Source organism: Streptomyces niveiscabiei, from assembly GCF_001419795.1.
Taxonomy (GTDB): Bacteria; Actinomycetota; Actinomycetes; order Streptomycetales; family Streptomycetaceae; genus Streptomyces; species Streptomyces niveiscabiei.
The window spans coordinates 1-25,729 of the sequence record NZ_LIRL01000059.1 but is presented as its reverse complement, the minus strand read 5'-3'; the positions used below and the strand labels follow the sequence as shown (position 1 = coordinate 25,729).

Genomic DNA, 25,729 nt, shown 5'->3' with positions numbered 1-25,729 from the left:
CCGGAACTCCATGGACGGCGGCGTCATCCGGGACCGGTTCGGCGGCGTCGCCTGACCGATCTTCACCGGCGGCGTGGGCATCGTCCGCGCCGCCCCATCTGAGTGCCGCGACCCCGCCGGACCCCCAGGCCCCACCCCTGGGCCGGTCCGGGCGGATCACCCATGCCCGAAACAAGGAGGTTTCCGTGCCTGTCGAGATCGAAATGCGTGCCCGCTTCAGCCAGGAGGTACACGATCGGCTGGTCGCGCGTCTGGAACGGGACGGTGAGGATCTCGGCCAGGACGACAAGTACATCTACTTCTACGTCCTGCCCGACCGGCTGTTGAAGGTCACCGACAACATCACCGCGACCAGCGCGAAGATCACCCTCAAGGACGGGAAGATAGGCCAGGGTTCGGCCTTCCCGGAGACCGAGATCGCCATCGCGCACGACGACGTTCCCGCCGCGGTCCGGATCTTCAACGCGCTCGGTTTCGAGAGCACGATGCACGAGGCGTACAACGCGCGCCGCAACTTCCGCTTCGGCGAGGTCGAGATCGCCGTGAAGTGGAGCGAGGCGTGGGGGTACCACGCGGAGTTCGAGGTGCTCCTCGACGAGGAGCCGAGCCCGGCCGAGGTGGTGGCGGCTCACGAGCGCATCGCGGTGGTGGCCCGCGAGTTGGGCGTCACCCTGATGAGTGAGAGCGAACTCGCCGAGTTCACGGCCGCGTTCGAATCGGCGCGGTCCGCCTCCGAGTCGTGATGGGTACGACTCCGAGCCTGGTGGAGCTGGCGGCGCGCAAGGAGCTTCCCCGGCACCAGTTCACCGACGTCGAGACGGTGAGGTGGATCGCGGAACACCGGCCTGGCGAACTCGACGACGGTGCACCGAGGTTGGGTCCTGTAGCGCGTCGGCTCCTGGTGCGTACGGCGATGCCGACGGCGTGGCTCGCGGAACCCCGGCTCCACGATTCTCTGCACGGGGTGCGGCACGGGATGCGCACCGCCGCGCTGGCCGCGCTCCTCGCCGAGGCCGCCGGTCTCGGTGAGGCGGACGTCGCCACGGTCATTGTCGCCGCCGCCGTCCACGACTGCCGGCGCCTCCACGACCAGGACGACCGGGGGCATGGTGCACGGGCCGCGCGCTGGCTGACCGTGAACGCCGAGGACGTGTGGGGGCGTTTCCGGCTGGAGATGCCCCCGGCCGCCGTGCGGCAGGCCGCCGTCTCGGTCCGGCTGCACGAGGTGCCGTACCCGGACTTCACGCCGGACGACGAGACGGACTACGAGACGGCTCGGATGGTCACCGACGTGGTGAAGGCGGCCGACGCGCTCGACCGCTACCGCCTCCCGAAACTCAAGTGGTGGCCCGACGCCCGGCACGTGCGCGTGGACGCGTTCGAGGAGTTGAAGGCCGTCGCCTTCGACCTCGTGCTGTGGTCCGAGGCCGACCACGTGGCGGGGACGGACAGCACGTCCGCCGTCCTGAAGGCGTTCGCACGGCGGGAGTTGATCGGCTGATGGACTTCCTCGACGCGTACCACTTATGGGCCGACGCCCACGAGTTCTACGGTGCGTCCGTCATTCCTCCGTCTGTCGAGAGCGTCACGTGGGAGTCCCGGCTGGCCGAAGAGGCTCCCAACGGCGCCCTGTTGCACAACAACGCGCTCTTCGACGCCCTCACCACCAACACCACCCTGCATCTCCTCCACGTCACACACGCGCTGGAGGAGATCAGCGAGCACGGGGTCCTGTACCCCTCGGGCGGATGTCTGGTCGGCAGCATCTACTGCGCCCCGCTCACCCCCACCGGCAACGGCCTGCGGATGCACAACCTCGCCGCGTACGTCCTCAACCGGGAGGCACCGGCGTTCCTCAGACGCATCGGACGGCCCGGCGCCACGCCGACACCGCTGGTCTTCGAGATCGACGTCCCGCACCAGGCGTACCGCGGACTCGCCGGCATCGACTACCTGCGGCTCGGCGCGATCCACCTGCGGATCTACAGCCTCCTCGAATACCTCCTGTCCAAGACCGAACGCCACCAGCTCCGCGAGACGATCACCAGCCGGACGAAGAACTCCGCCGGGTTCCTCGCGCTCGCCTCCGCGGTCGCGCACGGGCAGACCACCGTCGACCCCGAGCTGTTCCTGCAACTGCTCGACTCAGCGATCCCGCGCCTGCCGATCCTGGGATACGTGTACTTCGAGGCGCTCGCCGAGTACCTGATGCTGTACTCCACCAGCGCGGAGACTCAACGCCTCGCGGAACTCGGGGAGTTCAACAATCAGCTCTACAAAGACCTGATCTTCTCCTCCGAGCTGGCCATGGCCGGCACCTTCGACCTCGCCAAGTTCCGTCCCCCGCCCGCCCGGTTCGACACCCTCCTCGCCCAGGTCGACCCCACCCTCGACCCCCAGCATGCCCGCCGCCACCTCACCGAACGCGTCAGCCACCTCATCGCCGCACGCCTCTTCACCCCCGGCCAGACCCCGGAGGAATGGCGGCACACCCGCTGGGAGTTCGACAGCCTCGCCACCCACCTCGGCCCCCTCCTCGGCCACCTCATCCACCGCGAACTGCGCACCTTCGGCCGCTACCCCCACTTCTACTTCTACTTCGACCAACACAAGGCACTCCAGGCGTGGAACTACTGGAACCACATGGATATCCTCACGCCCTTCAACGGGACGATCCCCAAAGGCGAGATCGGCATCAACCCGGCCTACCCGGACCTCGCCTACCGCGTCTGGCGGGCGGAACAGGACGACGCCGGACACCTCCACCCCGTCCAGCAGCTCGACCTCACGATCGCGCCGCGCCTCGTCGACATCAAACACACCCTCATGCGCAACAGCCGCAGCCTGTCCCGGACTTGAGCCGCAAGGAGACCCTCGACATGACCGCCGACACCATGGCCGAGCAGATCACCGAGCTGCTCGCACAGCCGACGACCACCCACGGCCTCGCCCGCGCCCTGCGCGCCGCGCTCAAGGAACTCGACGTCCACCGCACCCACACCGCCGCGCTGAACGCGTGGCCCGAGGGGCGGATCGACGACACCCCCCGCAAGGTCCAGATCGGCGGCGGGGCTCATCGGATCGACGGCTACTTCAACATCGACGTGGTTTCCCCGGCCGACCTCCTGTGGGACGTCCGCGAGTGGATACCCCTCCACGACAACTCCGTTGAGGATCTGTTCTCCGAACACTTCCTGGAACACATTGACTACCCGAACTCCGCCAAGCACTACGCCCGCGAGGCCCACCGCGTCCTCGCCCCCGGCGGGCGTGCCGTCACCGGCGTCCCCGACGCCGGCTTCGTCCTCTCCCGCTACCCGTCCGGCGACGCGGACACCCGCACGATGATCAAGAAGTGGTACGGCAGGCGCGACTGCCTCGACCACATCAACACCCAACTCGACCTGATCAACTACGTGTTCCGCGACCAGGACGACGACCCCGTCTACCACCCGCACTACTGGGCCTACGACCACGACAAACTCGTCCAGCTCTTCACCGAGGCCGGATTCGCGACGGTCGAGCCCTGGCCGTTCGACCCGCGGATCGCCAACCCCAAGCGGGAGTGGGCCAGCGTGTACGTGGTCGCCACCAAGTAGCTTTTGAAGAGCTGGGGTTGGTCAGGTCCGGGGCGGGTTCTCGGCCAGCCACGCGCCGAGCGCGGCCACGACGGACGTCGACCGCCACTCCGCGAACACCCGCTCCTGCTCGGCATCCGGGAGCGCCGCGAGCGTCGTCGTGGCGCCCTCCGGGACGAAGATCGACCACAGATCGGACCAGGAACGCTCGCCGCTGCCGCGGTCCGGCGTCTTCGCGATGGTGCCGGGCTTGCGGGAGTCGTCGGCGAACGTGTGCAGCGCGCCTTCCGCGTCGACGTACACGGCCGCACTGGCGAACCTGCACGCGCGCGTCGCCGTACGGTCCGCGAGATGCGTGAACCCCTCGGGGCCGAACGCCTCCAACGCCTGCTTCACCATCGGGCCCGGCCAGCCGCCGAACTCCTCGATGTAGAAGCCTGAGTCCTCCACGAACAACGGCCGCCCGAGAAGCGCGAACGCCTGACGGGCCTTGTGCTGCGCGATCTCCGCTACCGACGTTGTCTGGATCTCGTCCAGGTCCAGCGGCACCTGCTCGACCTCGATACCCCAGGGGGCGAGGTGCTCCTGGGCTGTGCGGAACTTGCCGGGGTTTCCTGTGCACATGGCCAGTTTCAAGCCTGACATAGTGAATCTCCTTCAAGCGAGAGGGGGCCGAAGATGTCTGCCCGCCGTTCGTGTCTGCCCGCGCCGGAGTCCGTTGGAGGAGTACGCGGTCCAGTTCGACGACCTCTTCGTCAGTCTTGCTCAGCGGGGACGACGGAGAGGTCCGATTCTCTAAACTGTTCGTATGGACCGTCCAAGCGACACGACCCAGGGCTCGGCCTGGCTCGAAAATTTTCCCCCCGAAGAAAAATCTCTAGCAAAACTCCTGCTAGATAGCTTGCAAATCTGCTTTGACAGTACGTTGCGTGCAAAACTTGCCAGCCTTTTGGAAGATGTTACAGGTGGCCTCGTAACTCCGATTGCGGTCGTTCCTGTGAGGGAGATTGATTCATCGGCACCTCTGAATTTAGGTGAGGGTGGCATTGGGCTCGGGGAGGCCGTATTCCCTCCTCTCGATCAACCGTTCCAGCCACTTGCCGGGAGTGAGGGGCTAGTGGGAAATGTGATTCGTGAATCGCTAGGGGCTTACCCGGACAAAACTCGTTTGAGTTACCCGAATTCCCTTGATGATATGAGAAATATTCGAACTCGGAGCATCTTGCTTGTGGAGGATTATTGTGGAACCGGCGACAGGGTGCAAGGATATGTTGACCATTGGATGAGCAACAAGACCATACGTAGTTGGCACTCGTACGGCTTCATTCGATTCCATGTGGCCTCGTATGCTATATCTTCGCGAGCGCTGAAAAAGCTAAATCGCAACCCAAAGATTGAATCAGTTCACTATTCCACCATGGCGGCAGACTTCTCCTCGGCGAGATGGACTTTGGAGGAGGGTAATGGCATTCGAGAAATCTGTCGAAAGTACTCCAAGATGCCAAAAATGACGCTCGGATTTAAGGAATCCGAGGCTCTCTTTGTAATGCAGCACACTGTTCCGAACAATACGCCCTGCATCCTCTGGCAGAATAGAGGTAAGGGGGTAAAGGATTGGGTTCCTCTGTTCACGGATCGGCGTATGAGTCCAAATATGCAGGAAACGTGGAGTGACTACGTTCTCGAACAGAGTTTGGCGCAGAGAGAATTGGACTTGCGGCAACTGGCGAGTCGAGGTGAACTGGCCGCGACTGCGTCGGGTGATGCTGCACTGGTTGTGATCGAAATGTTGCAGGCCGCCGAACAAGGTATTCGTGCTGAAGTACGGTTGGCACGCCATCTCGGCATGACTGAGTCCCGGGCTGCTGAACTGAAGGCACTGTGTATTCAGATGGGACTGCTTGATATAGCCGGACGTCTCACGGATGCTGGCAGGAGCGGGCTCAAGGAAGCGAGACCAGAACCTCTGGAGCCTGCGGAGTCAAGCCGCTTGAAGGGTAGTGCCCTACCCTACTATCCTGACTCCCTGAGGGGGGTCCGTGACGTCTAGCGTCTGTCGATGCCGTTGGTGTCGACACCGCCGGGTTGGACCCGGGGCTTATGCAGGCGGCGGGATACCCGCAAGCCTGGACCAAACCCGCGCTTCGCCTCCTGCCGTGAACCGCGCTGCTCCGGCGATGTCTTGGGCGCGGCTCACGGCACGACTGGCGTCGCGGAGGCTCAAAGGTAGATGATCACTGGCTCCCCTCACCTCTATCGATCTCGGGGTATCAAGAGAAATGTAGCCACGAGCGTCATCGATAACGCTATCGCGGCAGCCGAAAGAGTAGAGAAAAACGGGCTCGCTGCCGTCCTAACCCTAAACCACCTGGCACATTCAACAGGTGCCGATTACGGGTACCTTCGCCAGATTGTCACGCGCAGTATAGACCCGTATACCGATATCGTCATCGCTCGACGTAATGGTCGAAAGATGCGTACAGTGTCTTCTCCTGAGCCGTCTTTGCTGCAGGTGCAGCAATGGATTTTGAGAAGCATAGCAGAAAAAATCCCTACTCACTCATCCAGTTATGCCTATTCGCCTGGGCGATCTGTTAAACAGTGTGCCAGCCGTCACGTCGGTGCAAAATGGCTCATAAAGCTGGATATTAGGAATTTCTTTGAATCTATAACTGAGGTTCCGGTGTACAGGGTGTTTCGGCGTGTCGGCTATGAACCTCTGCCGGCACTCGAACTTGCCAGGGTATGTACTAGGTACGATGAACGTGACCCAGGGATGCGTCTTGACAGGGTTCTCGTAAGGGCGAAAGAATATTCCTCTATCCAAGTTTACCGTAAGCCGCTTCTCGGATTCCTTCCTCAAGGTGCGCCGACTAGTGGTGCGCTTGCAAACCAGGTAGCTATGCCCCTGGATGAGCGTTTGAGTGCCATTGCTGATTCACGCGGTCTCATTTATACGCGATACGCCGACGATATGACCTTTTCCTCGGGTGGCCCCTTTACGAGGAGTGCCGCTCTTACGCTCATCAATCAGGTATCGGGGGCTATTCGGCAACGCGGATTTGCCGTACACGATCAGAAAACGCGTATAGTGACTCCGGGGGCGCGTAAGGTGGTTCTTGGGCTACTCGTTGACGGTGACAGAGTTCGACTTACCAAGAAAATGCGCCAACGCATTTCTCTTCATGTGCGAGGCGTGGAGACTTTCGGGTTTATTGATCACGCAAAGCATGTAAAATTTAGCTCCGTCGATGGTTTAGTGCTTCACGTCTCGGGCCTCATTTCCTACGCGTCAGATATCGAGCCAGCGTGGGCTGATGAGTTCAAGCAGCGGTGGAGGAACGTTGTGGCGGAAAAGCTAGATGTCGAGTTGCCTTCGTTTAATCGGGATGTGGGCGGGAAGAGCTATAAATCCGGTCAAATTCGCCACCTCGTTCCCCTATCCGCTAGGTTGCATCGTCGCGAAAACTGACCGCGTAAAGATGAGGCGTTGAGATGAATTATCCCCGAATCATGTTCTGCGCAATCTTTACTTGGAGTGCTGGGCAATCGAGATTTATGGGCAGACTGTCGAGAGTTATTTTCCTGTCATTGCTGAATTCGGTACCGAATGTGAGTAAGGTGGGCAATTTACGCACTTCCGGTAATTGATTTGTTGTGCAGTGATTGGGCTCGGACATGTGATTTCGAACCATGTCGTCTTGCCGAGGGAACTTGGTTGGGTTCCCCAGGTGTCTGCGAGCGTGTCGACCAACAGAAGTCCGCGACCGGTTTCGTCGTCTGGTTCGGCCTCTGTAATGGTTGGCAACGACGGGTTCTCGTCGGTGATTTCGACACGAAGGCTTTCCAGATTTCGAGTTACGGCGACACTGCACGTGGCGCCCGAGTACACGACGGCGTTGGCGATGACCTCACTGGCCAGCAGTTCGATGGTGGCCAGGAGATCGTCCGAAAGAATGAGGTCAAGACGTCTGGCCAGTTCGACGACGCGACGGCGGGCGGTCGGGACCGCTTCGATGGTGGCCGGGATCGTGAATTCGTACATCGGATATTGGGGATCGCGACGTGTCATGGCGGCATCCTCACCTCGGGGGCGGCCTCGGAGGGAAAAAGAATTCCACCGGGCAAGAGCTGTGTGAGGACAGATTGTCCACAGACAGTTGGTCCGAACTCCCTTGACCACCAGGCGAGATGTGGTAGACGCACCGGCTTTCCGTCGTTGAGGCGGAAGGCGGGACTACGTCCTTTCCGAACCGTACCCCGCGAGTTGGCGGATCACGTCGGCCCACCGGCTCTGTTTTCCGGAGGCCAGACGGAGAGTGCGAAGCGCGCGGGACGCGGTTCGTGGCGTCCTACTCGGCAGTCGTCCCCGGCCTTGCCGAGGGTGTTGTTCATCCGGGTGGTGAAGCGGTCGTACTGCTCGTGCCAGATGATCGCCGTGCCGGGGTCGGTGGCGGTGTCGATGCGGGTGGAGGCGAACGCGGCGATCTCGTACGCCACATGCTCGTGCTGTTGCCAGCAGGGCGGGATGACCTGGTGGGGTTGCCAGGCGTACGTCTGGTTGAGCCACCGGCAGACCGCGTCCAGCCAGGCCAGGACCGGGTCGAGTACCTCGGCGGTGAGTGCGCCGAGGTCCCACGGCGCCGGGTTGCTCAGGGAGTTGATGTCGGTGGTCCGTGCGGCGGTGTACTCGGCGACGACCGCGGGGAGTTCGGGGAACGGTGGGAACGTGCTCATGCGGCTGTGTCCTGCCGGTGCCGCCACGCCTTGGCGTGTGCCGCCGCCCGGCGTCCCTTCTCGACCGCCTGCTTCAGCCGCTCGGCCTCGTTCGCCCGCCTCAGCTCCTGGACGTGGCCCTGGATCTCGTCCCAGGCGTCCCAGGTCCACATGCCGTCGAGGCGGGTGATGACGGGCGGGAGGTTGTCGGCGAGGAGGAGGGCGTGGCCCTCGGGGAGGGCTTTGATCTGGTCGCCGCGCAGGACGGCTTCGAGGGCGGTGTGGGTGGCGGTGGATTCGCCGCCGCGGTCGCCGGTCGTAGTCGTGCGGGTGGTGCGGACGCGTTCGACCTGGCCGCACAGTTCGGACATGTCCTTGAGGAAGCCGGGGTCCTTGGCGCCGCCGAAGACGATGACGTGGTTGGTGAAGCTGGCGAGTTCGTCGGCGACGTCGTCGCCGAAGCGGGCGCGGGCGCTGGCCCAGCCCTGGAGGCCGTAGACGACGGTGATGCCGCGTCCGCGGCCGTCGGCGACGCGTTGGCGCAGGGAGGGGATCGGCGCGATGTTGGGGGCTTCGTCGAGCGCACCGAGGAGGGGCGGGTCGAGGCGGCCCGCCGGGGAGGCGACGGCGTGGGTCTCGGCGATGTCCAGAAGGTCTTCCGTCAGCGCCGTGGTGAGGGGTGCGATGGAGTTGGTCTCGGAGTCCTTGCCGAGCAGGTAGACGGTGCCGTCGGCGTCGAGGATCTCCCGGAGGTCCGTCGGTGCCTCCCCTTTCCTGCCCCGGAGGGCGTCGAGGACGCTTTCGTGGACGAGGGGTTCGAGCGCGGCTTCGAGGGTGACGGCGGTGTTCCCGACCGTGCGGCTGTCGCCGGTGGTGGAGGTGCGGAGCATGTCGGCCCAGCCGGGACCCGCGCCGGGGTGCGCGGTGAGGATGCCCAGCGGGGACGGGTCGGTGAGTTTGCGGGCCCAGCGCAGGACGTGGTCCAGGCCGGCGCCGTCGAGGGCTGCGGCGTGCAGGAGCGCGGCCAGGACCTTCGCGGCCTGCCCCCGGTAGAAGGCGCTGCCCTCGGACGACTGCCGCGCCGAGCCCGGCGTCCGGGAGCCCGCGACGAGCGCCTTGGCGCGCATCATCGCGGTCTGCGTGTCGTCGGCGCCGTCGATCGGCTGCCACCGGAACCGGGGGATCGAGGGGGCGATGTTCTGCGGGTCGAAGACGAACACCGGACGCTCCCCGGCCCTACGGGCGTCGAGCGTGTACTCCACGAGGTCCGGCTTTGTCGACGTCGCCAGGACCGGGCCCTTCCACTCGCGGATCAGCGGGGCGAACAGCCGCAGCGTCTTCCCGCTCCCCATCGGGCCGATGACCCGGCACGCCTTGTCGGCCCGGGACCACAACGGGATGCCGTGCGGGCGTTGGGAGACGCCGAGCGAGTACCCGAAGTCGTACGGATCAGCGGTGGGGTGGTGCATGAGGGGTACTCCGGGAGGTGGTGAGGGAGGTCGGATCTCGGCGGCACGTACGACGGCTCTGGCGGACAACTGCCGTCTGAGCTGGGCCTTGGACGCGAACCCGGCGTTGCGACGGCTCCGCACGGAGGAGATCCACAGGGCGAGCAGAGCGAGCGCGCACAGCGTGGCCACCCCGTACAACGCGACCGTGACGGCGTTCACCCGGACCTCCGGCGGGCGGCGAGGTAGCGCATCCGCCGCCCGCACAGCCGCGCGATCGACGGACCGTCGGAGTGCGCGTGGTGGAACGCGGCGTGGAGCAGCTCGGACGCCTGCCAGATCTCGCGGACCGCGCCGTACAGCCGTCCCGCCGTCGGGGCGTGGACCCCGCGGTCGAGGTCGGCGGCGAGACGGGCGGTGCGCCGGGCGAGCGCGAGGCACTCGGAGTGCAGGAGGTCGATGTCCTCGCGGACAGCCGTGCTCATGCCGGCTCCGGCGCGGTCGTCGCCAGGTCGGTCATCGAGCCGCTGGAGAAGCACAGGTGCTGCTCGGCCTCGGTCAACAGGTGCTGCACACCGGGATAGATGACCTCCCCGACCTTCCACAGCGCGACCCCGCGCCGCAGCCGCATGATGTGCTCCGCCGTCCAGGACGGGAACCCGAGCCGTTTGACGGTGTCCTCGGCCTCCGACTTCTTCATCGAGTACACGACGACGGTGTCCGCCATCTTCAACGCGGCCTGCGTCTCGGGGCTGTCGTCGATGTCGCTGAGGTGATGGACGATGAAGATGCACGAAAGCCCGTACCCGCGCGCGAACTTGAGGAACTTCTTCAGCAGCGCGGCGAGTTGAGGCGTCCCCAGGATGTGCCACGCCTCCTCGCAGACCAGGATGCGCTTGCGCTGCGTGTACCTAAAACACCCCGTCGCCGGGCACGAACCCAGCTCCCACGCACCGGAGTTGGCGTCCACGACCCGGCGTTCGTGCAGCCCCGGTTCCGCGCCGCACTCGCACACCGCCCGCAGCCACACCTCCTCCAGGAACACGGAGATCACCGCGACGAGGATCGTCATCGCGACGCCCCCGGAGGGGACCTTGGTGAGGTCGAAGACGACCATGTCGGCATCGAGGTCGATGCTCAGGCTGGTGGGGCCGTCCAGCATGCCGACCAGATCCCCGGTCTCGGTGCCGCACAACCGGTCCAGAACATAGGACGCCTCCAGCCCATCCCCGAGCAGCTCTTCGCGGGAACGCTTCTTCGCCGAAGCATCAGCGACATCCGGTGAGCGCAGAGCGGCGGCGACATCCGCGAGGACCGGCGTACGGCCGTCCAGCGCGGCCCGCTCGTGCGCCCGCCGGATCGCGAGCCGCAGCGCGGACCCGGCGAACTCGTCCAGCGGCCTGCCCAGGCCGAGTTCGACGATCGTACGGACCAGCTCGACCTGCCGCTTCCCCGCGATCGCCGGGTCCATCGGGTTGATGCACGAGGACCCCGCACCCCCGCCGGGAGCGAACCGCACCGGCGCCGACCCGGTGAGCGAGCGGCCCAGCGCCGCCCACTCGCCCTCCTCGCGCTCCTTCTGCTCCTTGGTGTCCAGGACAACGACCTTGCGGCCCAGCCGGATCTGCCGCGCGGCGTACGTCTTGGTCAGGGCGCTCTTGCCGCGCCCGGTGTCGCCGAGGACGATCATGTTGCCGCCGGGCAGTCCGTCGCCGAAGGCACTGAACGGGCAGTACACGAAGGCTTTCCCGGAGTACAGCTCCCGGCCGACGATCGCGCCTGCGGTCCCCAGGGTCGGGGGTGCGATCGGCAGGTAGAGGGCCTGGCTGGTTGTCGTCTCCGTGTGCAGGGGGCGCCGGACGGTCTCGTGCATCGGGGTCAGGAACGGGTTCACTTGATGCCTCCGGCGAACGGCAGGGTGGTGGTGAACGCGCGGGCGTGTTCCAGGTCGAGCCACTCGATGCGCAGGTGTGCGTTGCGTGCGCGCGAGGCCGTGGTGCGCTTGGTCTTCTCCAGCTCGGCGGCGCTGCGGGCGGAGACGGTGACGTAGCCGACGACGGAGGCGCCGGCCGCGCCCGAGGCGGCCAGGGCCATGCCCCGCGAGCCGGTCGCGTCGGCCGCGATCACGTCGCGGGGGTCGACGTTCTTGCCGCGCTGGCGGTCGCGGTGCATCTCGGCCTGGTTGTTGGTGTCCTCGGCGAGCATCCGGTCCACGGCTTTGTCGTTGGGTTCGAGGTCCTGCGTGATCGCGATCGTGCGGATCACGTCCGGCATCCCGATCAGCAGCGGTGAGAGGAAGTCCGGCCCGACGGGCGTGGTGGGCCAGCTCGTGACCGCCGCCGTCGCGTGGAACCAGCCCGACGCCGATCCCGCCGCGCGGGTGGCGACGTACTCGCCGCTGCGGACGTCCACGTTGCGCGGGAAGGCGTGCGGCTGCGGGAGTTCGGTGTCCCAGATGGGGTGGTCGGGGTCGTAGCTGTTGCGGATGAACGCCGTCATCCGGCCCTCGTCCAGCGGCGCGACCACCGACAGGTCGGCGTCCTCGCACCGCGCCCACAGCTCCTCCAGGCACGCGGCCATCGCGGCGGCGATCCCCTCGTCCCCCTCACCGCGGGACGCGCCGTCGGCCGCCAGGTCGCGGGTGAAACGGGCGTGCGCGGTGACGTAGTAGCGGTGCTCCTCCGCCGAGGTCGACACGGCGTCGGCGAGGACGTCGTACGACTCCTTCAGCCACGGCGGGACGCCGGCGGTCGCGCGGGAGGCGTCCCGCTGGGAGACGAACCGCTGGTGCGCGTGCGGGTCGCTCTTCATCTGCCGGGCCAGGACCTGGATGCGCTTGACGGGGTGTTCCTCGGTGTTGCCGAACGCGTCGAGGAGTTCGCCCCAGCGCTCCAGGGCCACGACCTGCTCGCCCACCTCCTTGCCGCCCAGCCCCGGCGAGGCGACTTCGAGGGTACCGGTGACGCACCCGGCCTCCGGCTGGAGAACGACCACCGCCCGCTGCCCGCGCACGGTCGCCGCCACCCACGTCATCCCGGCGACACCCTCCGGGCTCACCAGGGCCGCGTCCGGCGGCGTCCCGTCGCGCCGTACGCCGGACTCGACCGCCGGGGAGACCCACACCCCGCCGGTACGGGCGAGCGCCTTGCGGTGGTACCGGCTGATCCTCCACCAGCGGTAGACGGTCCGGCGCCGCGCGGTGCCCTTGGGCCGGTACGGCAGGTAGACGAGCACGACCGCCGTCACGATCGGCACGACGAGGGCGATCCCGGCGAGCACCGGGACGCCGTTGAAGAGGAAGCCGCCCAGGACGCCGATCCCGGCGCCGCCGCCCAGGACGGCCTGTTCACCGAGGTCGCGGCGGCCCACCAGGCCGGTGGGGCGGTGCTTTCCGAACTGATACGTACGCGTTGCCATGAGCTAGATGTCCTTGCTGGAGGGCGTAGGGCCGCTTACGGGAGGCCGTGGGGCGGGAGGTGACGGCGGCGGAGCTGCCGCAGGCCATGGAGGGCTCGACGACATCGGGTTGCCCGGCGCTGGACCGCGCACGGGAGCCGGCGCTCCCCGCCCGGTAGGTCCCACGACCGAGTCGGAGCCGTTGCCCTGAGGCCGGGCGGCAGCCGGAGCACTCGACCCCTGTGCGCCAGGAGAACTCGCCGCCTTGTTCTTCGCGGCGTCGGCACCGGCCTTGGCGACCATGACCCCGACCCCCACCGGACCGGCAGCGCCCGCGCTGGAGCCGGTCATCGCCTTGGCGCTGGCCGTCCCGGCACGACCGCTCGCAGCGGATGAGGCTCGTGGCCCCGCGGCCATGCCGTACCGCCCGCCGACCATGGAGTCCTGAAGGTGCATCCCCATCGCCCGGTTCGCGTGCTGCGCGGGACCGTCCACGGCGGCAGCCGGACCCGAGGACTGCATCGACTTCCGGTCCTGGTGCAGCTGCGCCATCTCGTCCCCGAACGCCGGCAGCCACTTGTAGAGCGTGGCGCTCGCGAACACCGCCGCGAGGAGGATCAGCGCACCCACCAGTGTCTTGGACGCCGTGTCGGACAGGCTCCCCGTCGAATCACTGAGGATCGCGCCGCCGAGCCCGAGCAGCGCGAACAGGATCGGCTTCGACAGCCCGATCGCGAACACCGCGCCGAACCACTTCTTGCTCCTGCCCCACAGATCCCGGTCCACGAGACCGGCGTTCACCACCGGCCCCAACGCGACCGCGACATAGATGGCCGCACCCCGCACCAGCAGCTCGACCCACATCAACAACGCACCGCACAGCATGATCAGGTTGACGACGATCAGCACGCCGACGCCCTCGTTGGGCTCCGCCGCCACGCTCTTGAGGATGTTCTCCAGGAAGGGCTTGAAGTTGGCCGTCGCGGACGGCTCGAAGACCGCCGTCACCTCGTCGATCGCCTTCATGAGCAGCGCCATGAACGCCGGCGTCATCGCGTTGACGACGACCTGGAGCAGAAGGAAACCCACCGCCTCACCGACGGCGGTGGTGACCCCGACGCCCCGCACGGCCCGCTTCCCGACCGCGATCAGCCACAGCGCGACCGTGATCAGCGAGCTGAACGCGAAGATGACGGCGTACTGCTTCAGGAAGGCCGCCGACGTCAGGTCGACCTTCGTCGTGTTCTGGATCAGCTCCAGCATCTTCTGGAGGAACCAGACGTTCGCCTCCGTCAGCTTCTGGAGCAGGAACCCCAGCGGGTCCCGCACGAAGTCGACGGCCGCCTTCACCTCGCAGACCATCGGGATGTAGCAGAACGGGTTCGCCACCGCCGCCGGCACGAACAGGAACGCGACGACGACGTTCACGGCAGCGAGCGTCCGAAGCCGCCGCCCCCACCTGCCTGTTGACCCGGTCCGTACGACGGCCAGCAGCCCCGGCGCGTCCTCACGCAGTCGCAGGCGCATCGCCTACACCTCCGACCTCGGCGAACCGCTCCGCCGCCGATGCCGCCTCGGTCGCCGAGAACGACGGCACGAGTGGCTCCCCCGGCGTCACCGCCGTCGTTCGCCAACTCCCCCCGCTCCAGACCAGATCCACCGTCATCCGTAGGAACGCGATCCGGGGACGCTGCGTCTCGTCGTCCCCGGCGATCCCGCCCACCGACGCCGTCCACACCTCGACGCTCGCGGCCTGCTCCGAGTACGACACCGGCCGCACACCGAGCACGGCCGTCCGCGTGACCAGCGCAGACCCGTCGGACGTCTTCCCGTCGGCACCGAGACCCCGGTTGTCCACAACCAGCCGCGCCGTTGAATCCGCGTCGGCCCTGACCGAGGCGAGGGTGTCCGGCGAGGCCGTCGCGGCGAGCATCCGGTGGCGCCACGAGGTGTTCGTGAAGAACCGCGGATCGCCGTACAACTGGACCGCACTGGTCGCCGCAGCACGCGAACCGGCCGCCGTACGGGGGTACGGCGCCGGGAAGCCGTCGGCCCCCACTGCGCCGCTGACCAGGGGATCTACGGCTTCACCTGCGATGTAGTCCGCGAAGTCCCCGGCGACGCTCACCGTCTGCTGCACGTCCACCGGCGCCACCAGGCCCGGCCCGGACGTACTGCCCGACACCTTCCAGTCTCCGCGCTCCCAGACGAGCCCGACCGTGACCGAACGGAACGCGAGCTGGGGCGCCGTCCCGCCGACTGCGCTTCCACGCACGGTAGTTGTCCACAGGCGGACGGTCGCCTTGTGGATATCGAAACCGAGGACGTGGGCGGCGAGGACACCGGTCCGCGCGACGGCGCGGTGCTTGAGGGAGGGGTCCGCCGAACGGCCGGACTCCGCGATGGCCGCTGCCGCCGTACGTGCCGAGGTCATACCTCGGATCGCGCGATGCCGTACGGCCTTGTCGGTCAGGAACGAGGAACTGCCGCTGACAGTCGCGTAGTTGGAGGCGGCGGCCTTCGCGCCGGCCTCGGTGCGCGAGTACCCGGCGGGTACACCGCCGTTGTCCTGGACCCGGGTCCCGCCGCTCGACGGCGCGATGACGACCGGTGCCGAACTCGGCGATTGGGTCGGCTGGTTGGAGCCGGTGAGGGCGGTCAGGGCGAGGCCGCCGACGGTGAGTGCGGCGACGACCCCGGCGCCGACGGTCCACAGCTTCGCGTTTCTCCTGCGGACTGGACGAGAGGAAGCCACGGTCACACACCCATCCCGTACGTGATGGTGACCAGGGTGCCCAGCGACGCGACGAGGAAGACGCAGACCAGACCGCCGACCATCATCCCCTTGCCCCGCGAACTGTCCATGGTCGAATGGCCCTCGCCCACCCACCCCTTGGACTTCCCGAGCCCGACGAGGAACGCGCCGACCCCTGCTGCGAGTACGACGGCCGCGATGACGCCGAGGATCACCTTCGCGGTGGTCCCGAGCGACGAGAACGGCCCCCAGTCCGGCTTCACGCCGGATACGGTGTCGATGCCGGCCGCGAGCACGGGGTGGAACGACGACGGTTCGGAGACCGACGAAAGAAGGGCATGCATAGGAAACCCCTTGATGCGTAAGTGAGTTGAGAGATGTGAGGCGCTGAGAAATCAGCCGATGTGCCGCATGGCGATCACCTGCGGCGCCCAGAAACTGAGGGGCTTGATCCGCACTCGCGCACCGGTGTGCGGCGCCTCGATGACCTGGTCGTCACCGATGTACATGCCGACGTGCTCCGGCCCCGAAGCGCCGGGAACGCTGAACAGCAGGTCCCCCGGCCGGAGTTGGGAGATGCTCCTGACCGCCGTCCCCGCGCGGACCTGGTCGTAGGTGACCCGGGGGAGGTTCACCCCGGCGTGGCTCCACGCCATCTTGGTGAGCGACGAGCAGTCACAGCCGTTCTGCCCCGTGTACGGCGGGGCGCAGTCGCCGCCCCACTGGTACCAGCTCCCCAGCGCGGTCTTCGCGGCGGCGATGGCCGCAGCCGCACCCTTTCCCGCAGGTGAACTCGCTCTGCTGGCAGCCCACTTCGCGGCCAGGTCCCGGATCGCCTTCACGTAGTTCCGGGTCTCCGAGTACGGCGGGACACCCTGGTACTTCAGGACCGCACCGGCGCCCGCGTTGTACGCCGCGAGCATGTTGTCCGTCGAGTCCCCCGGCACGGCCCCGACCGTCTTCGCGAGGACGCAGTCGTAGCCGGCCTGCGCGGCGACGGCATCCGCCGGGTTGAACACGTCCTTCACCCCGTCGCCGTCACCGTCCACGCCGTACACCGACCACGTCCCCGGCATGAACTGCGCGATCCCCAACGCACCCACCGGACTCTTCGCCTTCGCGTCGAAGCGCGACTCGGTGTAGAGCTGCGCGGCCAGCAACGACGCGGTGACCTGGGGGCACTTCCCTGCGTACTTGCCCACGAGGGTCCGCACCCACGCCGGGACGTCCGCGTTCGCGGCGACCTCGCCACCAGGGCCGGTCTCCTGCGCGGACGCGCTGTCCGCACCGCCGAAGGTCGCCAGCAAGGTCATCCCCGAGAGGGCCATTGCGACGACCAGGCCGAGCACCACCTGCACGGTCCTCTTCACCATCCGCCGTCACGCCCACGGCAACGCGACGACCCGCCAACCGGCGGAGGTGCGCTCCAGACGCAGCGCGAGCTGCTCACGGCTGAGCAGTGGGGCGCCGGACTTCGGGGTCGTCATCAGGATGTAGCTGACGCGGACGAGGGCGCTCGACGAGGTGACGGCGGGGGCACCGTCCGGGACCTCCACCGAGGTCACCGCGACGGACTGCCAGGCCCGTTCGGCACGCAGGGCCGTCCACGGAGCGTCTTGTCCCGGGCGCTTCTGGGCTAGAACCTCGGCCAGATCACCGGCCGCGAACCTCGACGCGCGCTCACTGGCGTCGGCGTACGACAGGTCACCACCGACACGGGCATCGTGCCCGGTATACGCCTTGGTGAACTTCCGGGCGGTGTCCGCTACATCGGACGGCACAGCGGTGCTCGGAGCGTTTTCCTCGGAGGAAGGGGAGGAGAACTCTGCTTGCGGGGCGGCGGATTGGGACCGGTGCGGCGCCTGTTCGGCGGTGGAGGCAACCGAGCAGCCGGTGGAGAGGAAGCTGATCGAGAGAGCTACGGGTATACCGCAAAAAATGCGAACAAAAGGTTTTATTTGAGACATGAGGGAACCAGGACCTTGATGCGCCGAGGGAAGGAGGAGGCGGGCATTGCGGCCCTGAGGGGGCGGGCCGCAACGCCCCTTCGCAGGGGCTAGGCCAAAGGGCCTGCTCCTGCGGGCTGTTCCTGAATCCTGGCAGGAGGGGCGGGAAGAAAGCTCACGGGAGGGTTTGCTACTCGGCTGGGTGTCTCGGGAGCCCTCCTCGGGACCGCCTCTTGATGCTCAGTAGTTCTTGCCGTAGAGCCTGTGGGCAGGATCTTGCTGAACGGTCAAGGAACGTGCCTGGTGGCGACGTGGCACGTATCTCGGAAAACATGGGATGAGAACCCCATGAGTTTCTGATCAATAGCAAGGGACTTCTCTGCTTCCGCCCCCGCTCCGACCGATCATCATGTGGTGGATCCAGGCTCAGGTTTGTTCGGTAGGGCGGGGCAGGTGGTGAGGCGGGTGCGGTGGATCGTGGGCTCGGAAGCAGTGGCCGGTAACGGGATGTCGTAGCGGAAACACGTGGGCCCGGGAGCGTAGCCGACGGTGACGGTGATGCCGGAGTGGTGCCGCTCTGCCGTCCATGGAGCTGTCGCCGCGTGCGCGATCTCGGTGTTGGTGAGGGTGCCGTCCTGAAGCGCTTCCGCCAAGCGGTACTGGGTGAGGCCAGCTTTCTTGCCGAGTTGCTCGGTGGGTGGGGTTTCCGGTTTGTCAAAGAATGCGGGAATCGCGATGGCTGCTACGACACATATGGCGATCACGGCCAGGCCGACGGTGATCACGGCGGAAAACGCGCACCCGACCGGGAACGGCCGGGTGCGCGTGTCGGTCTCCTGAGTCATACGTTCAGGATCCCGTATATCCGATCTCACCGAGCCGCTTGCGCATGACCTCCGCGTAGCCGGTGGTGCCGGCGTTCTTGGGGTGGAAGGACTCTCGGCTCAGGCACCGTCCGCCGGAGTTGCCCCACAGGCATGAGGCGGGCTGGGCGGCGGGGTCGCCGTCGTGGAAGTCGCCGTCGCCGTTCGGGCCGATGACGATTTTGTTGATCCACTCAGGGTCGTCACAGCCGCTGTGACCGACGAACGCGCCGACGGGATCGGCGTACTGCACCTTGATTTTGGTGGGCCCGGTCCGCAGCGAGTCGACGAGCTTCTTCTGTTCCGCGTTGGCGTAGTTGACCAGTTCGGCCAGGACCTGCACCTCGCTCATGTCGTAGTACCAGGAGCCGGTGCATTTGACAGTACGACTGAGGAGTTCCGGGTATCCCATCAGGACGATCTGGGCGTTGTCCGCCTTGCGGGCGGTTTCTTCCAGGACGGATCTCAGATCGGGAATCATACGGTCGACGATTTGTTTCTTACGGGTCAGGAAGTCGTCAGAGGCGCAGTTGGTGAGGGACCCGCACTCTGTCATGGCGTTGGCGAAGCCAGCCTCGTCGTTGCCCCCGAGGGTCAGCATGACCAGGGTGGTATCGCTGCTGAGGACCCCGGAGTCGGTTTGGAGGACCTCGTTGAACTGGCCTTCCTTGTGCCGTTGCGGACTGTTGCCGGAGAGGACAGGGCCGACGTTCTTCGTCATGGCGCCGGAGCAGGCGACGAAGCCGAGTTCGGCGTCGTAGCCCCAGCTGTCCGTTTCCGCGCCGACTGGCTTGGTCATACCGGGGAGCACCAGCTTGCGGGCCCAGGCGTTGTCACTGCGGCGGCACGCGTTCCACTGGGCGGTGCCGTGGTCCTTGTCGCTCTCCGGTGAGTAGTTGCCCGCACCCTCGCCGGAGGTGTAGGAGTCGCCGAGAACCGCGACCATGTGATGGGGTTTCTCACCCAGCGGCTGGAAGGCCACGGCGTCCCAGGCGACGTCGTCATCTCCGGTGCCGTCGAGGGTCAGGTTGGACAGACGGACCCGGGGTTTGCCGCTGACCTGGTACGCGCCGAGGGACACCCATGTGTTGCTGCCGTGCTCCTGGCCGATGAAGCGGGTGCGGGTGAACTTGCCGTTTCCGGTGTCGATCTCGTATTTGGCCTGCTGGGTGTGGGCACCGTGGTCGGGGAGATGGACCATGACGCGGACCCAATCGCTCATGCTGTAGTTCAGCGACCAGGTGCCAGTGATCCCCAGTCTGCCCGCATCGGTGGTGCTGGACATCCTGGTGTGGGTGAACCAGAAGTGGTTTCGGTAAGCCGCGCCGATCTGGTGGAGGTCCATCCGCGCCGATGGGCTAGCGAAGTCGAAGTCGAACGATCCGGCCGACGAGATGGTGCCGCAACTGCGGGTGTCGGAGCCGGCAGGCCGGATGCCGTCCGGCAGGTTGTCGACGATGTAGGTGCCGGACGGGATCTCGGCGTCGCAGCGAGGTGGATAGGCGTTGCCGTCGGGCTGTTCGGGGTAGGTGGCGTTGAACCGGTGGACGGCGTTGCCGCACTGTGCGGCGGTGTCGCAGTCCTTCCACTTGACTGCTTTGTTCCACCAGCAGTGCAGCCATACCGTCGACTTGGGATCGTCGAGTTCGCAGGCGCCCCGACCCGGGTCGTTGGAGTCGTTGTCACCGATCTTCGAGGGGTTGCACTTGTTGGAGGAGTCGCAGAACAGGTGGTTGCCCGGTTTGGCCCCGGTGCGCAGGGTGTTGCTGTTCCACCACGCGGCGCGGTAGCCGGGCTGCATGTCACCAGGGGCGAACATCGCGGAGATCGGACGGGCCGCCCAGCCGATGACTTTCTCTTGGTAGGGCCAGTCTTGGGGGTGGGCGGCGTGCGAGTAGTCGTCCTTGCCCTCGGAGTTCTCCAGGAACGGGGTGCGGTTGGCTTTCCACAGGGGGTTGGCCGGGTTGTTGGTGAAACCGACGCCCCAGTGTCCGCCGTGCTTGTCCTTCTCGGACTCCTCGTAGAACCCGGCGTTGTACGCCCACAGGGCGAACGTCCAGTTCTCGATGAACTTGGGGGTACCTCCGTTGACGATCATGCCCGCCTTGCGGGTCTGGTTCCACTTCTCGACCAGGATGTTGACGCCCGCGGCGATGTTGGCCGTGTAGTCAAGCGCCACGGCCTCCTGCTGCACCGTGGTCAGCGGCGACTCGTCGGGCTTCTCCTTGCCGTGCACGCGCATGCCGTCGGTGACTTGGGTGATCCCGTAACCGCAGTCGGCCTTCGCGAAGTTGATCTTCCACGGGTCTTTCTGTTCACCGTCAGCCTCATAGCCGACGCCGTAGTAGTTGCCGATGAGGGGGTTTGCGGTGACCCCTGGGACGGCGTAGCGGGTGGCCTGCCACATGTTGGACTCCTGCGCGGTGATACCGAGCATCACCTGCGCGGGAACGTGCCAGTCCGCGTTGTTGCCGGGATCGCCCTCCATGCGTTTCAGCGGGAAGAGGGTCTGTGGCTGGTACGCGGCCATGCCGGTGCCCTTCCAGTCCGCAGGCCGGGAGATGTGCTTGTTGAGGTTTCCGGTGACGGCCTGGTCCACGGCCCATTCGACCTGTCGGGGAGTGGGCTGGAACGCCTGCTTGCGTGAATCGCCGCGCGGCACTGAGCAGGATCGGTCCGCCTCTACGGGACTTGCCGCCGCCGTACGGGTCATTTTCGCGGACGAGGGCTGAGGAAGAGACGGGGAGAGACCAGTACCCTTACCGTCGCCCACCAGTTCGTCGGCGGGCGGTACGTCCAGAGTCACGGACCGGCCGGTCTCCAGAAGGCGCACATGGGCGCGCACCGTGCGTGCGCTCAGGGCTTCCGAGGGGTCGATACGGGAGTCTTTGCCGTCGGCCCACCGTGAGGTCACGGCGGCGGTGGCAAGCGAGGATACGGTGACGTTTTTCGCGAGACCTTCGATGTACCTGACCGTTCGGGGCAGGGGTCCCCGCGTGGTGGCCTTGCCGGTGACGAAGACTGTTCCGGAAGCGGACCTGGCCAGATCGAGTGCGGTCAGTTCGCCGGAAGCGAGTGCCGTCGGGACATCGCCCGCCTTACCGGCCGCGAGTTGTTCGGCGGATACTCGGCGTACCGTGCCCCGGTCCTGCGTGCCTTCTTGGTCGAGGAATACGACGCCGCCGTCCGCGTCTGGCATGAGCTGGAACGGTACGGCCGTGGTCTCGGCGACCGTGCGCGCGGTGCCGCCGTCGGCCACTTCGACCAGGCTGGATCCGCGTGCGGCGACGACTTTCTCGCCGACCGGCACCGCGGAGGTGACCTGGCCGCGTAAGGTCAGCGGGGCGTCAGCCGTGCCCCGGGTGCCGTCCACACGGATCAGCCGCGTCTCGTTGCGCTCCGAGTCGTCGTCGGTGAACTGTGAGAACACCGCGTCCTCGGCAGTGCCGCAGCCGGGTGAGAAGTAGCCCAGCGTGGCCTGGAAAGGCAGCTTGGTGACCTTGCCGGTGGTCAGGTCGACCACGGCGGTGAAGGCGCCGCGTGTCATCAGATCGGGTTTGTTGGTGAACGTCCGGGGCGCGTAGGCGACTGCGGCGTGCCTGCCGGAGGCGGTCACGCAGACGTTTCCGATCCAGGTGTCCGTGTCGAAGCCGGGCTCGGTCAGGGTCGCGGCGGTCTTCCACCGGTAACCGTCCTTCTCAGCGGCGGTCAGCACGTGGAAGCCGGTCGCGTCTCCGGACGATGTCCAAATCCGGTCGGTGGATTCCTGGTAGTCGGGGCCCAGGAGGGCGCGCCGACTCGCCTCGGGCACCGCCGACGGGTGGGCGGGTGCAGTGGTGCCGGCTGAAGGGGCCCAGCCTTCGGCCTTCTTTGGTGGGAGCTCGTCGGCGAAGGCGGGTGCTTGTACGAGGCTCACGGCGATGGCGCACGCGGCCAGGCTCGCGAGTTTTCTGAGTCTTCTCATGCATGTTCCTCGACTGTCTCCGTCAGGGGGATTCGTACTGCGCTGTCCAGATGCCGGATGTCATTCAAAGGGCATGGGCATGACATGGAAGTCGCCAAAGGTTCCGGCGACTTCCATGAGGGTGGTGCTGGGTCAGCGAGCGAGCCTCGCGGCCTTGGCCGCCTGCGTGTCATTGGCGCCGAGAATCTCGTCCAGGGCACCTTGGTTGGCGATGATCGCCGCCTGCTGGAACTTCGTCTCGACGTCGAACCAGGTCTTCGCGACCATGTGCCGGTCCCGGCACGACACGTCCGCCTGCGCTGTGGCGCGTTCTTCGGAGCTGATGTCGTACGGATCGTTGAACCTTGGGTCCTCGGCCGCGTCCATCGGCTGGGCGTAGTCGTACCCCTGGTCCTTCATACACCGCGACCACTGGGCGAACACCGCAAGGACAGCCGGGTCCTGGAGCGACGCCCGGTAGGTCTCGCCGTCGATCTGTTCCACCAGCGGAGCGGTCTGGGCGACGGGCACGCCGCCGTCGGCCTCTTGGGCGCACCGGCGCAGTTGGTCCGCGTCGGAGCCCGACTCGTCCACGGCCCCCTCACTCAGGGCCTCGTCGTACGCCTGCTGCACCGTGGGGTCGGGGTGGTAACCGTGCCGTGCGGCGGCCTGGGCGTCGTAAACGCCGTATCGCCCGTCCGTGTACGACGTGCCGCCAGCCAGGTCCGGGAGGTCGGGCGCGGGAAGCCAGGCATCGAATCCCGCCCTGCTCATGCACGCGTCGATCAGGTCGTCCCGCACACTGAGGACGGTCCGGGCGGTGCTCTTGGCCGGCATGTACGTCTCCAGTGGAAGCTTCCATGTCGAGGGGTCCTCGGGGTTCCCCACGGTTGCCTTGGCCGACGACGGTGCCATGGGCGCGTTCGCCTGTTCCTGCGGCGCGTTCCGATCGGCCGTGGTCGCGATCACTGCCGTGCCGCACACCGCCCCGGCGACCAGCAACGGCACAGCTAACTTGAGAGTCCTGCTTTTGACAGTCACTGCGTTTCCCCCCTGCTCGTGAACCTGCTAGGAAATCCAGCTGAACGAAGCGTTCTCGTTGTAGACGGTCGTGAACCGCGAGATCTCCTGGTAGGGAGCCATGCTCTGGTAGGGCTTCTTGTAGCCGCTGTAGTAGTAGACCCGGGCGGTGTACTTGTAGTGGTCGTTCGAGCCGGATGCGGCGTTGTTTTTGACGTTCAGCCCTGAACCCGGCCAAGGGGAGCTCGCGCCGTTGATGATGCAGAACCTCAGAGGATGGGCATGCCCGTCTCCTGGCCGCAGTGCGTTGAAGTCGTAGACGTTGTAGCCGATGTTCCGGTATGAACCCGCAGGTCCCGAGTTGTAGTAGAGATGGAACTTGAACCCGGATTGGCCCGGATTCTCACAAGCTTCCATGCTGTGCAGGTTGAAGTCATCCGCAGCCGGATTCTCTGCGTGGGCCACTCCGGACCCGAGCAAGGTCAGTGCGCCCACGAGGACTGCTGCTGTGCTCGCTCTCCGCATCTGTTGTCCCCCTCCTGTCGATTCGACGGCGTCGGACTGATGGATCTTTGTCCGATACAGAGGTCGACCATAGTCAGGGCCCCGCCTGATTTTGGATACCCTTGACCAAGGTTGTCTCTTTCCTGTTGCGTGAACAGGGGGCTTGGAGTGGCATTTGGTGCCACTGTCTGCGGAGAAGCTCGGGGTCCGCTTGGGTGGCTCGATGCTTCACTAAGCGGAATGGCTGGTTCTCTATGAGGCCATGCCATCTACATTTCTTTGCTGTGTCATGCCCTGGCTGGAGGGAACCGGCTGATGTTTCTCTCACCTTGATGGGCCAGAGTGTCTCCGATGAACCGCACCCGCCCCCGGGGCAACTGAAGGTTCGCGCTGCTTGGTGTGACGGTGCTCATGGATGATGAGGGGGTTGCTCAGGGGACAGTGGTGGTATCGGGGGCGACGGCCCGCAGCGCGGGTGGGGCGTCGTTCGACGTGGACGATGCGGGGAAGGCTGGCGGGGGCGGATTTCTGTACGGCGGCAGTGGTGCAGAGTGCGGGATGGGACCTGCTTGTTCACCGTTGCTCATTGTCTGGGGGCGATGACGGGTCCGGGGTGGTGTTCGTGCTGGGGTACCGGGACGGGGAAGCGCTCTATGGGGTGTGGAAGCTGAGGAAGAACTTCATGCCCGGCGGGTGGTCCAAGGAGCAGAGCGAGGACAGCGACATCGTGTTTGTGACGCTCGTGTTCAACGCCGCGCTCAAGAACATCCAGCACGTCGTCGGGCCAACTTGTTCGCCACGGGGACGACCGTCAGGGCCTCGCTGGTGACCGTCACGGGGTATCCGGACACCTCTGAGCGGTGGTCGATCCCGAAGGGCATGGCCTTCCTTCGGCTGGAGCAACAGGACATCCACTACGGCCCAGTTGCGGCCAAGCGATCCACAGCGACCGTCAACCAGGGCACAGCCGGGCCTGTGAGAAGGAGCGGGGCGCACACGCTGTACGACAGCACCAGCTCTTGGCGCTCGGGTTCGACCGTTAGGTTGGCGAGGAGGACGTGGTCGAACGGCAGCCAGGTGTCCGGTGAGTCCGGCGGGTTGATGCGGATGCCCTCGGAAGTGAGAACCACCCGCGCCCACTCGTAGTCGCGCCACTGTTCCTGGGCTTGGGCTTCCGCCTGTTGGAGCCGTTGAGCATCCAGCCGCCGGTTGGTCACCCAGCGGCGGCCCAGGGACGGGTGGTTCTCGAAGTAGCCGGCGCGCGGCGGGAGTACGGGGTCGGTGGCGTAGAAGCGGGCCGTCGTGCACATCACGTCGGCGTACGCCGTTTCTCCGGGGTCCGGGGTGTATCCGGGGGTGGGGACCGGTATCAAGGTTCCGCCCGCGCGGAGGTGGGCGTCGAGCTGGGCCGCGGCTTCGGCGGCGTGCCGGTGGGCTGCTTCGTCACCGGCACCGAGCAGGTGTCGCCGCATGGTTGTTCTTCCTTCCCGCTGATGAGGACATTGAGGGTTTTCAGCGGTGCCGCTCCAGGGTGAGGACGGCCTTGGTGATTGACGTCAT

General features: G+C 66.3%; 24 protein-coding genes. 7 read left to right on the top strand and 17 right to left on the bottom strand.

Annotated features, from left to right (window positions below):
- Positions 1–185 precede the first annotated feature (185 nt).
- From AOK24_RS03865 to AOK24_RS03850, 4 genes are read left to right on the top strand one after another with little or no spacing between them, the layout of a single operon-like run.
- Entirely contained in the window at positions 186–743 is a 558-nt protein-coding gene (locus AOK24_RS03865; RefSeq protein ID WP_055718632.1) for a hypothetical protein, read from the top strand.
- Entirely contained in the window at positions 743–1,501 is a 759-nt protein-coding gene (locus AOK24_RS03860) for a hypothetical protein (protein WP_055718631.1), read from the top strand. Before AOK24_RS03865 ends, AOK24_RS03860 begins: the two co-directional genes overlap by 1 nt.
- On the top strand, positions 1,501–2,859 hold the full coding sequence (locus AOK24_RS03855; protein ID WP_055718630.1) for a hypothetical protein: 1,359 nt from the start codon (positions 1,501–1,503) through the stop codon (positions 2,857–2,859). Before AOK24_RS03860 ends, AOK24_RS03855 begins: the two co-directional genes overlap by 1 nt.
- Positions 2,860–2,879: 20 nt before the next feature.
- Positions 2,880–3,599 (top strand): class I SAM-dependent methyltransferase, encoded by a 720-nt coding sequence (locus AOK24_RS03850; RefSeq protein ID WP_055718629.1) that lies wholly within the window; start codon positions 2,880–2,882, stop codon positions 3,597–3,599.
- Positions 3,600–3,620: 21 nt separating this feature from the next.
- Here AOK24_RS03850 and AOK24_RS03845 read toward each other — a convergent pair whose 3' ends face one another.
- Complete coding sequence (locus AOK24_RS03845) at positions 3,621–4,223, bottom strand: non-canonical purine NTP pyrophosphatase (protein WP_055718628.1); 603 nt, start codon at positions 4,221–4,223, stop codon at positions 3,621–3,623.
- A 163-nt stretch (positions 4,224–4,386) separates the two neighbouring features.
- On the opposite strand from AOK24_RS03845, the gene AOK24_RS48320 reads away from it, so the two are divergent.
- A complete protein-coding gene (locus AOK24_RS48320) occupies positions 4,387–5,628 on the top strand; it encodes a phosphoribosyltransferase-like protein (RefSeq protein WP_159051782.1) in 1,242 nt (413 codons plus the stop codon).
- Positions 5,629–5,808: 180 nt separating this feature from the next.
- Positions 5,809–7,050, top strand: a complete 1,242-nt coding sequence (locus tag AOK24_RS45355; RefSeq protein ID WP_079056668.1) for a reverse transcriptase family protein — start codon at positions 5,809–5,811, stop codon at positions 7,048–7,050.
- Positions 7,051–7,155: 105 nt separating this feature from the next.
- Here the strand turns inward: AOK24_RS45355 and AOK24_RS45350 are convergent, their stop codons facing one another.
- From AOK24_RS45350 to AOK24_RS03775, 15 genes are all read right to left on the bottom strand, one after another.
- Positions 7,156–7,650, bottom strand: coding sequence for an ATP-binding protein (locus AOK24_RS45350; protein ID WP_079056667.1), 495 nt, complete (start codon positions 7,648–7,650; stop codon positions 7,156–7,158).
- A gap of 203 nt (positions 7,651–7,853) precedes the next feature.
- Positions 7,854–8,315: a hypothetical protein gene (locus AOK24_RS03840; protein ID WP_055718627.1), complete on the bottom strand. Its 462-nt coding sequence runs from the start codon at positions 8,313–8,315 to the stop codon at positions 7,854–7,856.
- Positions 8,312–9,964: a type IV secretory system conjugative DNA transfer family protein gene (locus AOK24_RS03835; protein ID WP_240553641.1), complete on the bottom strand. Its 1,653-nt coding sequence runs from the start codon at positions 9,962–9,964 to the stop codon at positions 8,312–8,314. The genes AOK24_RS03840 and AOK24_RS03835 overlap by 4 nt, the downstream gene beginning before the upstream one ends.
- Positions 9,961–10,227: a DUF6238 family protein gene (locus tag AOK24_RS03830; RefSeq protein WP_055718626.1), complete on the bottom strand. Its 267-nt coding sequence runs from the start codon at positions 10,225–10,227 to the stop codon at positions 9,961–9,963. Before AOK24_RS03830 ends, AOK24_RS03835 begins: the two co-directional genes overlap by 4 nt.
- Positions 10,224–11,636, bottom strand: a complete 1,413-nt coding sequence (locus tag AOK24_RS03825) for an ATP/GTP-binding protein (RefSeq protein ID WP_240553639.1) — start codon at positions 11,634–11,636, stop codon at positions 10,224–10,226. Before AOK24_RS03825 ends, AOK24_RS03830 begins: the two co-directional genes overlap by 4 nt.
- On the bottom strand, positions 11,633–13,159 hold the full coding sequence (locus tag AOK24_RS03820) for an SCO6880 family protein (protein ID WP_063799387.1): 1,527 nt from the start codon (positions 13,157–13,159) through the stop codon (positions 11,633–11,635). Before AOK24_RS03820 ends, AOK24_RS03825 begins: the two co-directional genes overlap by 4 nt.
- 3 nt (positions 13,160–13,162) lie before the next feature.
- Positions 13,163–14,665 carry a TrbL/VirB6 family protein gene (locus tag AOK24_RS03815; protein WP_206191141.1) on the bottom strand — a complete coding sequence of 501 codons (1,503 nt, stop codon included), beginning with the start codon at positions 14,663–14,665 and terminating at the stop codon, positions 13,163–13,165.
- The gene (locus AOK24_RS03810; RefSeq protein ID WP_240553637.1) at positions 14,646–15,893 is read right to left on the bottom strand and encodes a DUF8175 domain-containg protein; all 1,248 of its coding nucleotides are present in this window, start codon (positions 15,891–15,893) and stop codon (positions 14,646–14,648) included. Before AOK24_RS03810 ends, AOK24_RS03815 begins: the two co-directional genes overlap by 20 nt.
- A gap of 2 nt (positions 15,894–15,895) precedes the next feature.
- Positions 15,896–16,237, bottom strand: coding sequence for a hypothetical protein (locus AOK24_RS03805; protein ID WP_055718625.1), 342 nt, complete (start codon positions 16,235–16,237; stop codon positions 15,896–15,898).
- 51 nt (positions 16,238–16,288) lie between these two features.
- Positions 16,289–17,266, bottom strand: a complete 978-nt coding sequence (locus tag AOK24_RS03800) for a C40 family peptidase (protein ID WP_055718624.1) — start codon at positions 17,264–17,266, stop codon at positions 16,289–16,291.
- Between the two features lie 6 nt (positions 17,267–17,272).
- Positions 17,273–17,674 (bottom strand): hypothetical protein, encoded by a 402-nt coding sequence (locus AOK24_RS03795; RefSeq protein ID WP_107103890.1) that lies wholly within the window; start codon positions 17,672–17,674, stop codon positions 17,273–17,275.
- 572 nt (positions 17,675–18,246) lie between these two features.
- Positions 18,247–18,684, bottom strand: coding sequence for a hypothetical protein (locus tag AOK24_RS03790; RefSeq protein ID WP_055718623.1), 438 nt, complete (start codon positions 18,682–18,684; stop codon positions 18,247–18,249).
- Positions 18,685–18,688: 4 nt separating this feature from the next.
- Positions 18,689–22,666 (bottom strand): golvesin C-terminal-like domain-containing protein, encoded by a 3,978-nt coding sequence (locus AOK24_RS03785; RefSeq protein WP_063799385.1) that lies wholly within the window; start codon positions 22,664–22,666, stop codon positions 18,689–18,691.
- A 132-nt stretch (positions 22,667–22,798) separates the two neighbouring features.
- Positions 22,799–23,482, bottom strand: coding sequence for a hypothetical protein (locus tag AOK24_RS03780; protein ID WP_159051781.1), 684 nt, complete (start codon positions 23,480–23,482; stop codon positions 22,799–22,801).
- A 231-nt stretch (positions 23,483–23,713) separates the two neighbouring features.
- The gene (locus AOK24_RS03775) at positions 23,714–24,160 is read right to left on the bottom strand and encodes a hypothetical protein (RefSeq protein WP_055718621.1); all 447 of its coding nucleotides are present in this window, start codon (positions 24,158–24,160) and stop codon (positions 23,714–23,716) included.
- 622 nt (positions 24,161–24,782) lie between these two features.
- Between AOK24_RS03775 and AOK24_RS48315 the strand changes: the two genes are divergently transcribed.
- Positions 24,783–24,998: a hypothetical protein gene (locus tag AOK24_RS48315; protein ID WP_159051780.1), complete on the top strand. Its 216-nt coding sequence runs from the start codon at positions 24,783–24,785 to the stop codon at positions 24,996–24,998.
- 85 nt (positions 24,999–25,083) lie between these two features.
- Here AOK24_RS48315 and AOK24_RS03770 read toward each other — a convergent pair whose 3' ends face one another.
- Entirely contained in the window at positions 25,084–25,641 is a 558-nt protein-coding gene (locus AOK24_RS03770; RefSeq protein WP_055718620.1) for a hypothetical protein, read from the bottom strand.
- Between the last annotated feature and the right edge of the window lie 88 nt (positions 25,642–25,729).

What these genes read in the sequence shown, in the direction of transcription:
- AOK24_RS03860 (WP_055718631.1), top strand. Translation starts at nt 743, where the DNA reads ATGGGTACGACTCCGAGCCTGGTGGAGCTGGCGGCGCGCAAGGAGCTT.
- AOK24_RS03855 (WP_055718630.1), top strand. Translation starts at nt 1,501, where the DNA reads ATGGACTTCCTCGACGCGTACCACTTATGGGCCGACGCCCACGAGTTC.
- AOK24_RS03850 (WP_055718629.1), top strand. Translation starts at nt 2,880, where the DNA reads ATGACCGCCGACACCATGGCCGAGCAGATCACCGAGCTGCTCGCACAG.
- AOK24_RS03845 (WP_055718628.1), bottom strand. Translation starts at nt 4,223, where the DNA reads ATGTCAGGCTTGAAACTGGCCATGTGCACAGGAAACCCCGGCAAGTTC.
- AOK24_RS48320 (WP_159051782.1), top strand. Translation starts at nt 4,387, where the DNA reads ATGGACCGTCCAAGCGACACGACCCAGGGCTCGGCCTGGCTCGAAAAT.
- AOK24_RS45355 (WP_079056668.1), top strand. Translation starts at nt 5,809, where the DNA reads ATGATCACTGGCTCCCCTCACCTCTATCGATCTCGGGGTATCAAGAGA.
- AOK24_RS45350 (WP_079056667.1), bottom strand. Translation starts at nt 7,650, where the DNA reads ATGACACGTCGCGATCCCCAATATCCGATGTACGAATTCACGATCCCG.
- AOK24_RS03840 (WP_055718627.1), bottom strand. Translation starts at nt 8,315, where the DNA reads ATGAGCACGTTCCCACCGTTCCCCGAACTCCCCGCGGTCGTCGCCGAG.
- AOK24_RS03830 (WP_055718626.1), bottom strand. Translation starts at nt 10,227, where the DNA reads ATGAGCACGGCTGTCCGCGAGGACATCGACCTCCTGCACTCCGAGTGC.
- AOK24_RS03820 (WP_063799387.1), bottom strand. Translation starts at nt 13,159, where the DNA reads ATGGCAACGCGTACGTATCAGTTCGGAAAGCACCGCCCCACCGGCCTG.
- AOK24_RS03815 (WP_206191141.1), bottom strand. Translation starts at nt 14,665, where the DNA reads ATGCGCCTGCGACTGCGTGAGGACGCGCCGGGGCTGCTGGCCGTCGTA.
- AOK24_RS03805 (WP_055718625.1), bottom strand. Translation starts at nt 16,237, where the DNA reads ATGCATGCCCTTCTTTCGTCGGTCTCCGAACCGTCGTCGTTCCACCCC.
- AOK24_RS03800 (WP_055718624.1), bottom strand. Translation starts at nt 17,266, where the DNA reads ATGGTGAAGAGGACCGTGCAGGTGGTGCTCGGCCTGGTCGTCGCAATG.
- AOK24_RS03790 (WP_055718623.1), bottom strand. Translation starts at nt 18,684, where the DNA reads ATGACTCAGGAGACCGACACGCGCACCCGGCCGTTCCCGGTCGGGTGC.
- AOK24_RS03785 (WP_063799385.1), bottom strand. Translation starts at nt 22,666, where the DNA reads ATGAGAAGACTCAGAAAACTCGCGAGCCTGGCCGCGTGCGCCATCGCC.
- AOK24_RS03780 (WP_159051781.1), bottom strand. Translation starts at nt 23,482, where the DNA reads ATGCCGGCCAAGAGCACCGCCCGGACCGTCCTCAGTGTGCGGGACGAC.
- AOK24_RS03770 (WP_055718620.1), bottom strand. Translation starts at nt 25,641, where the DNA reads ATGCGGCGACACCTGCTCGGTGCCGGTGACGAAGCAGCCCACCGGCAC.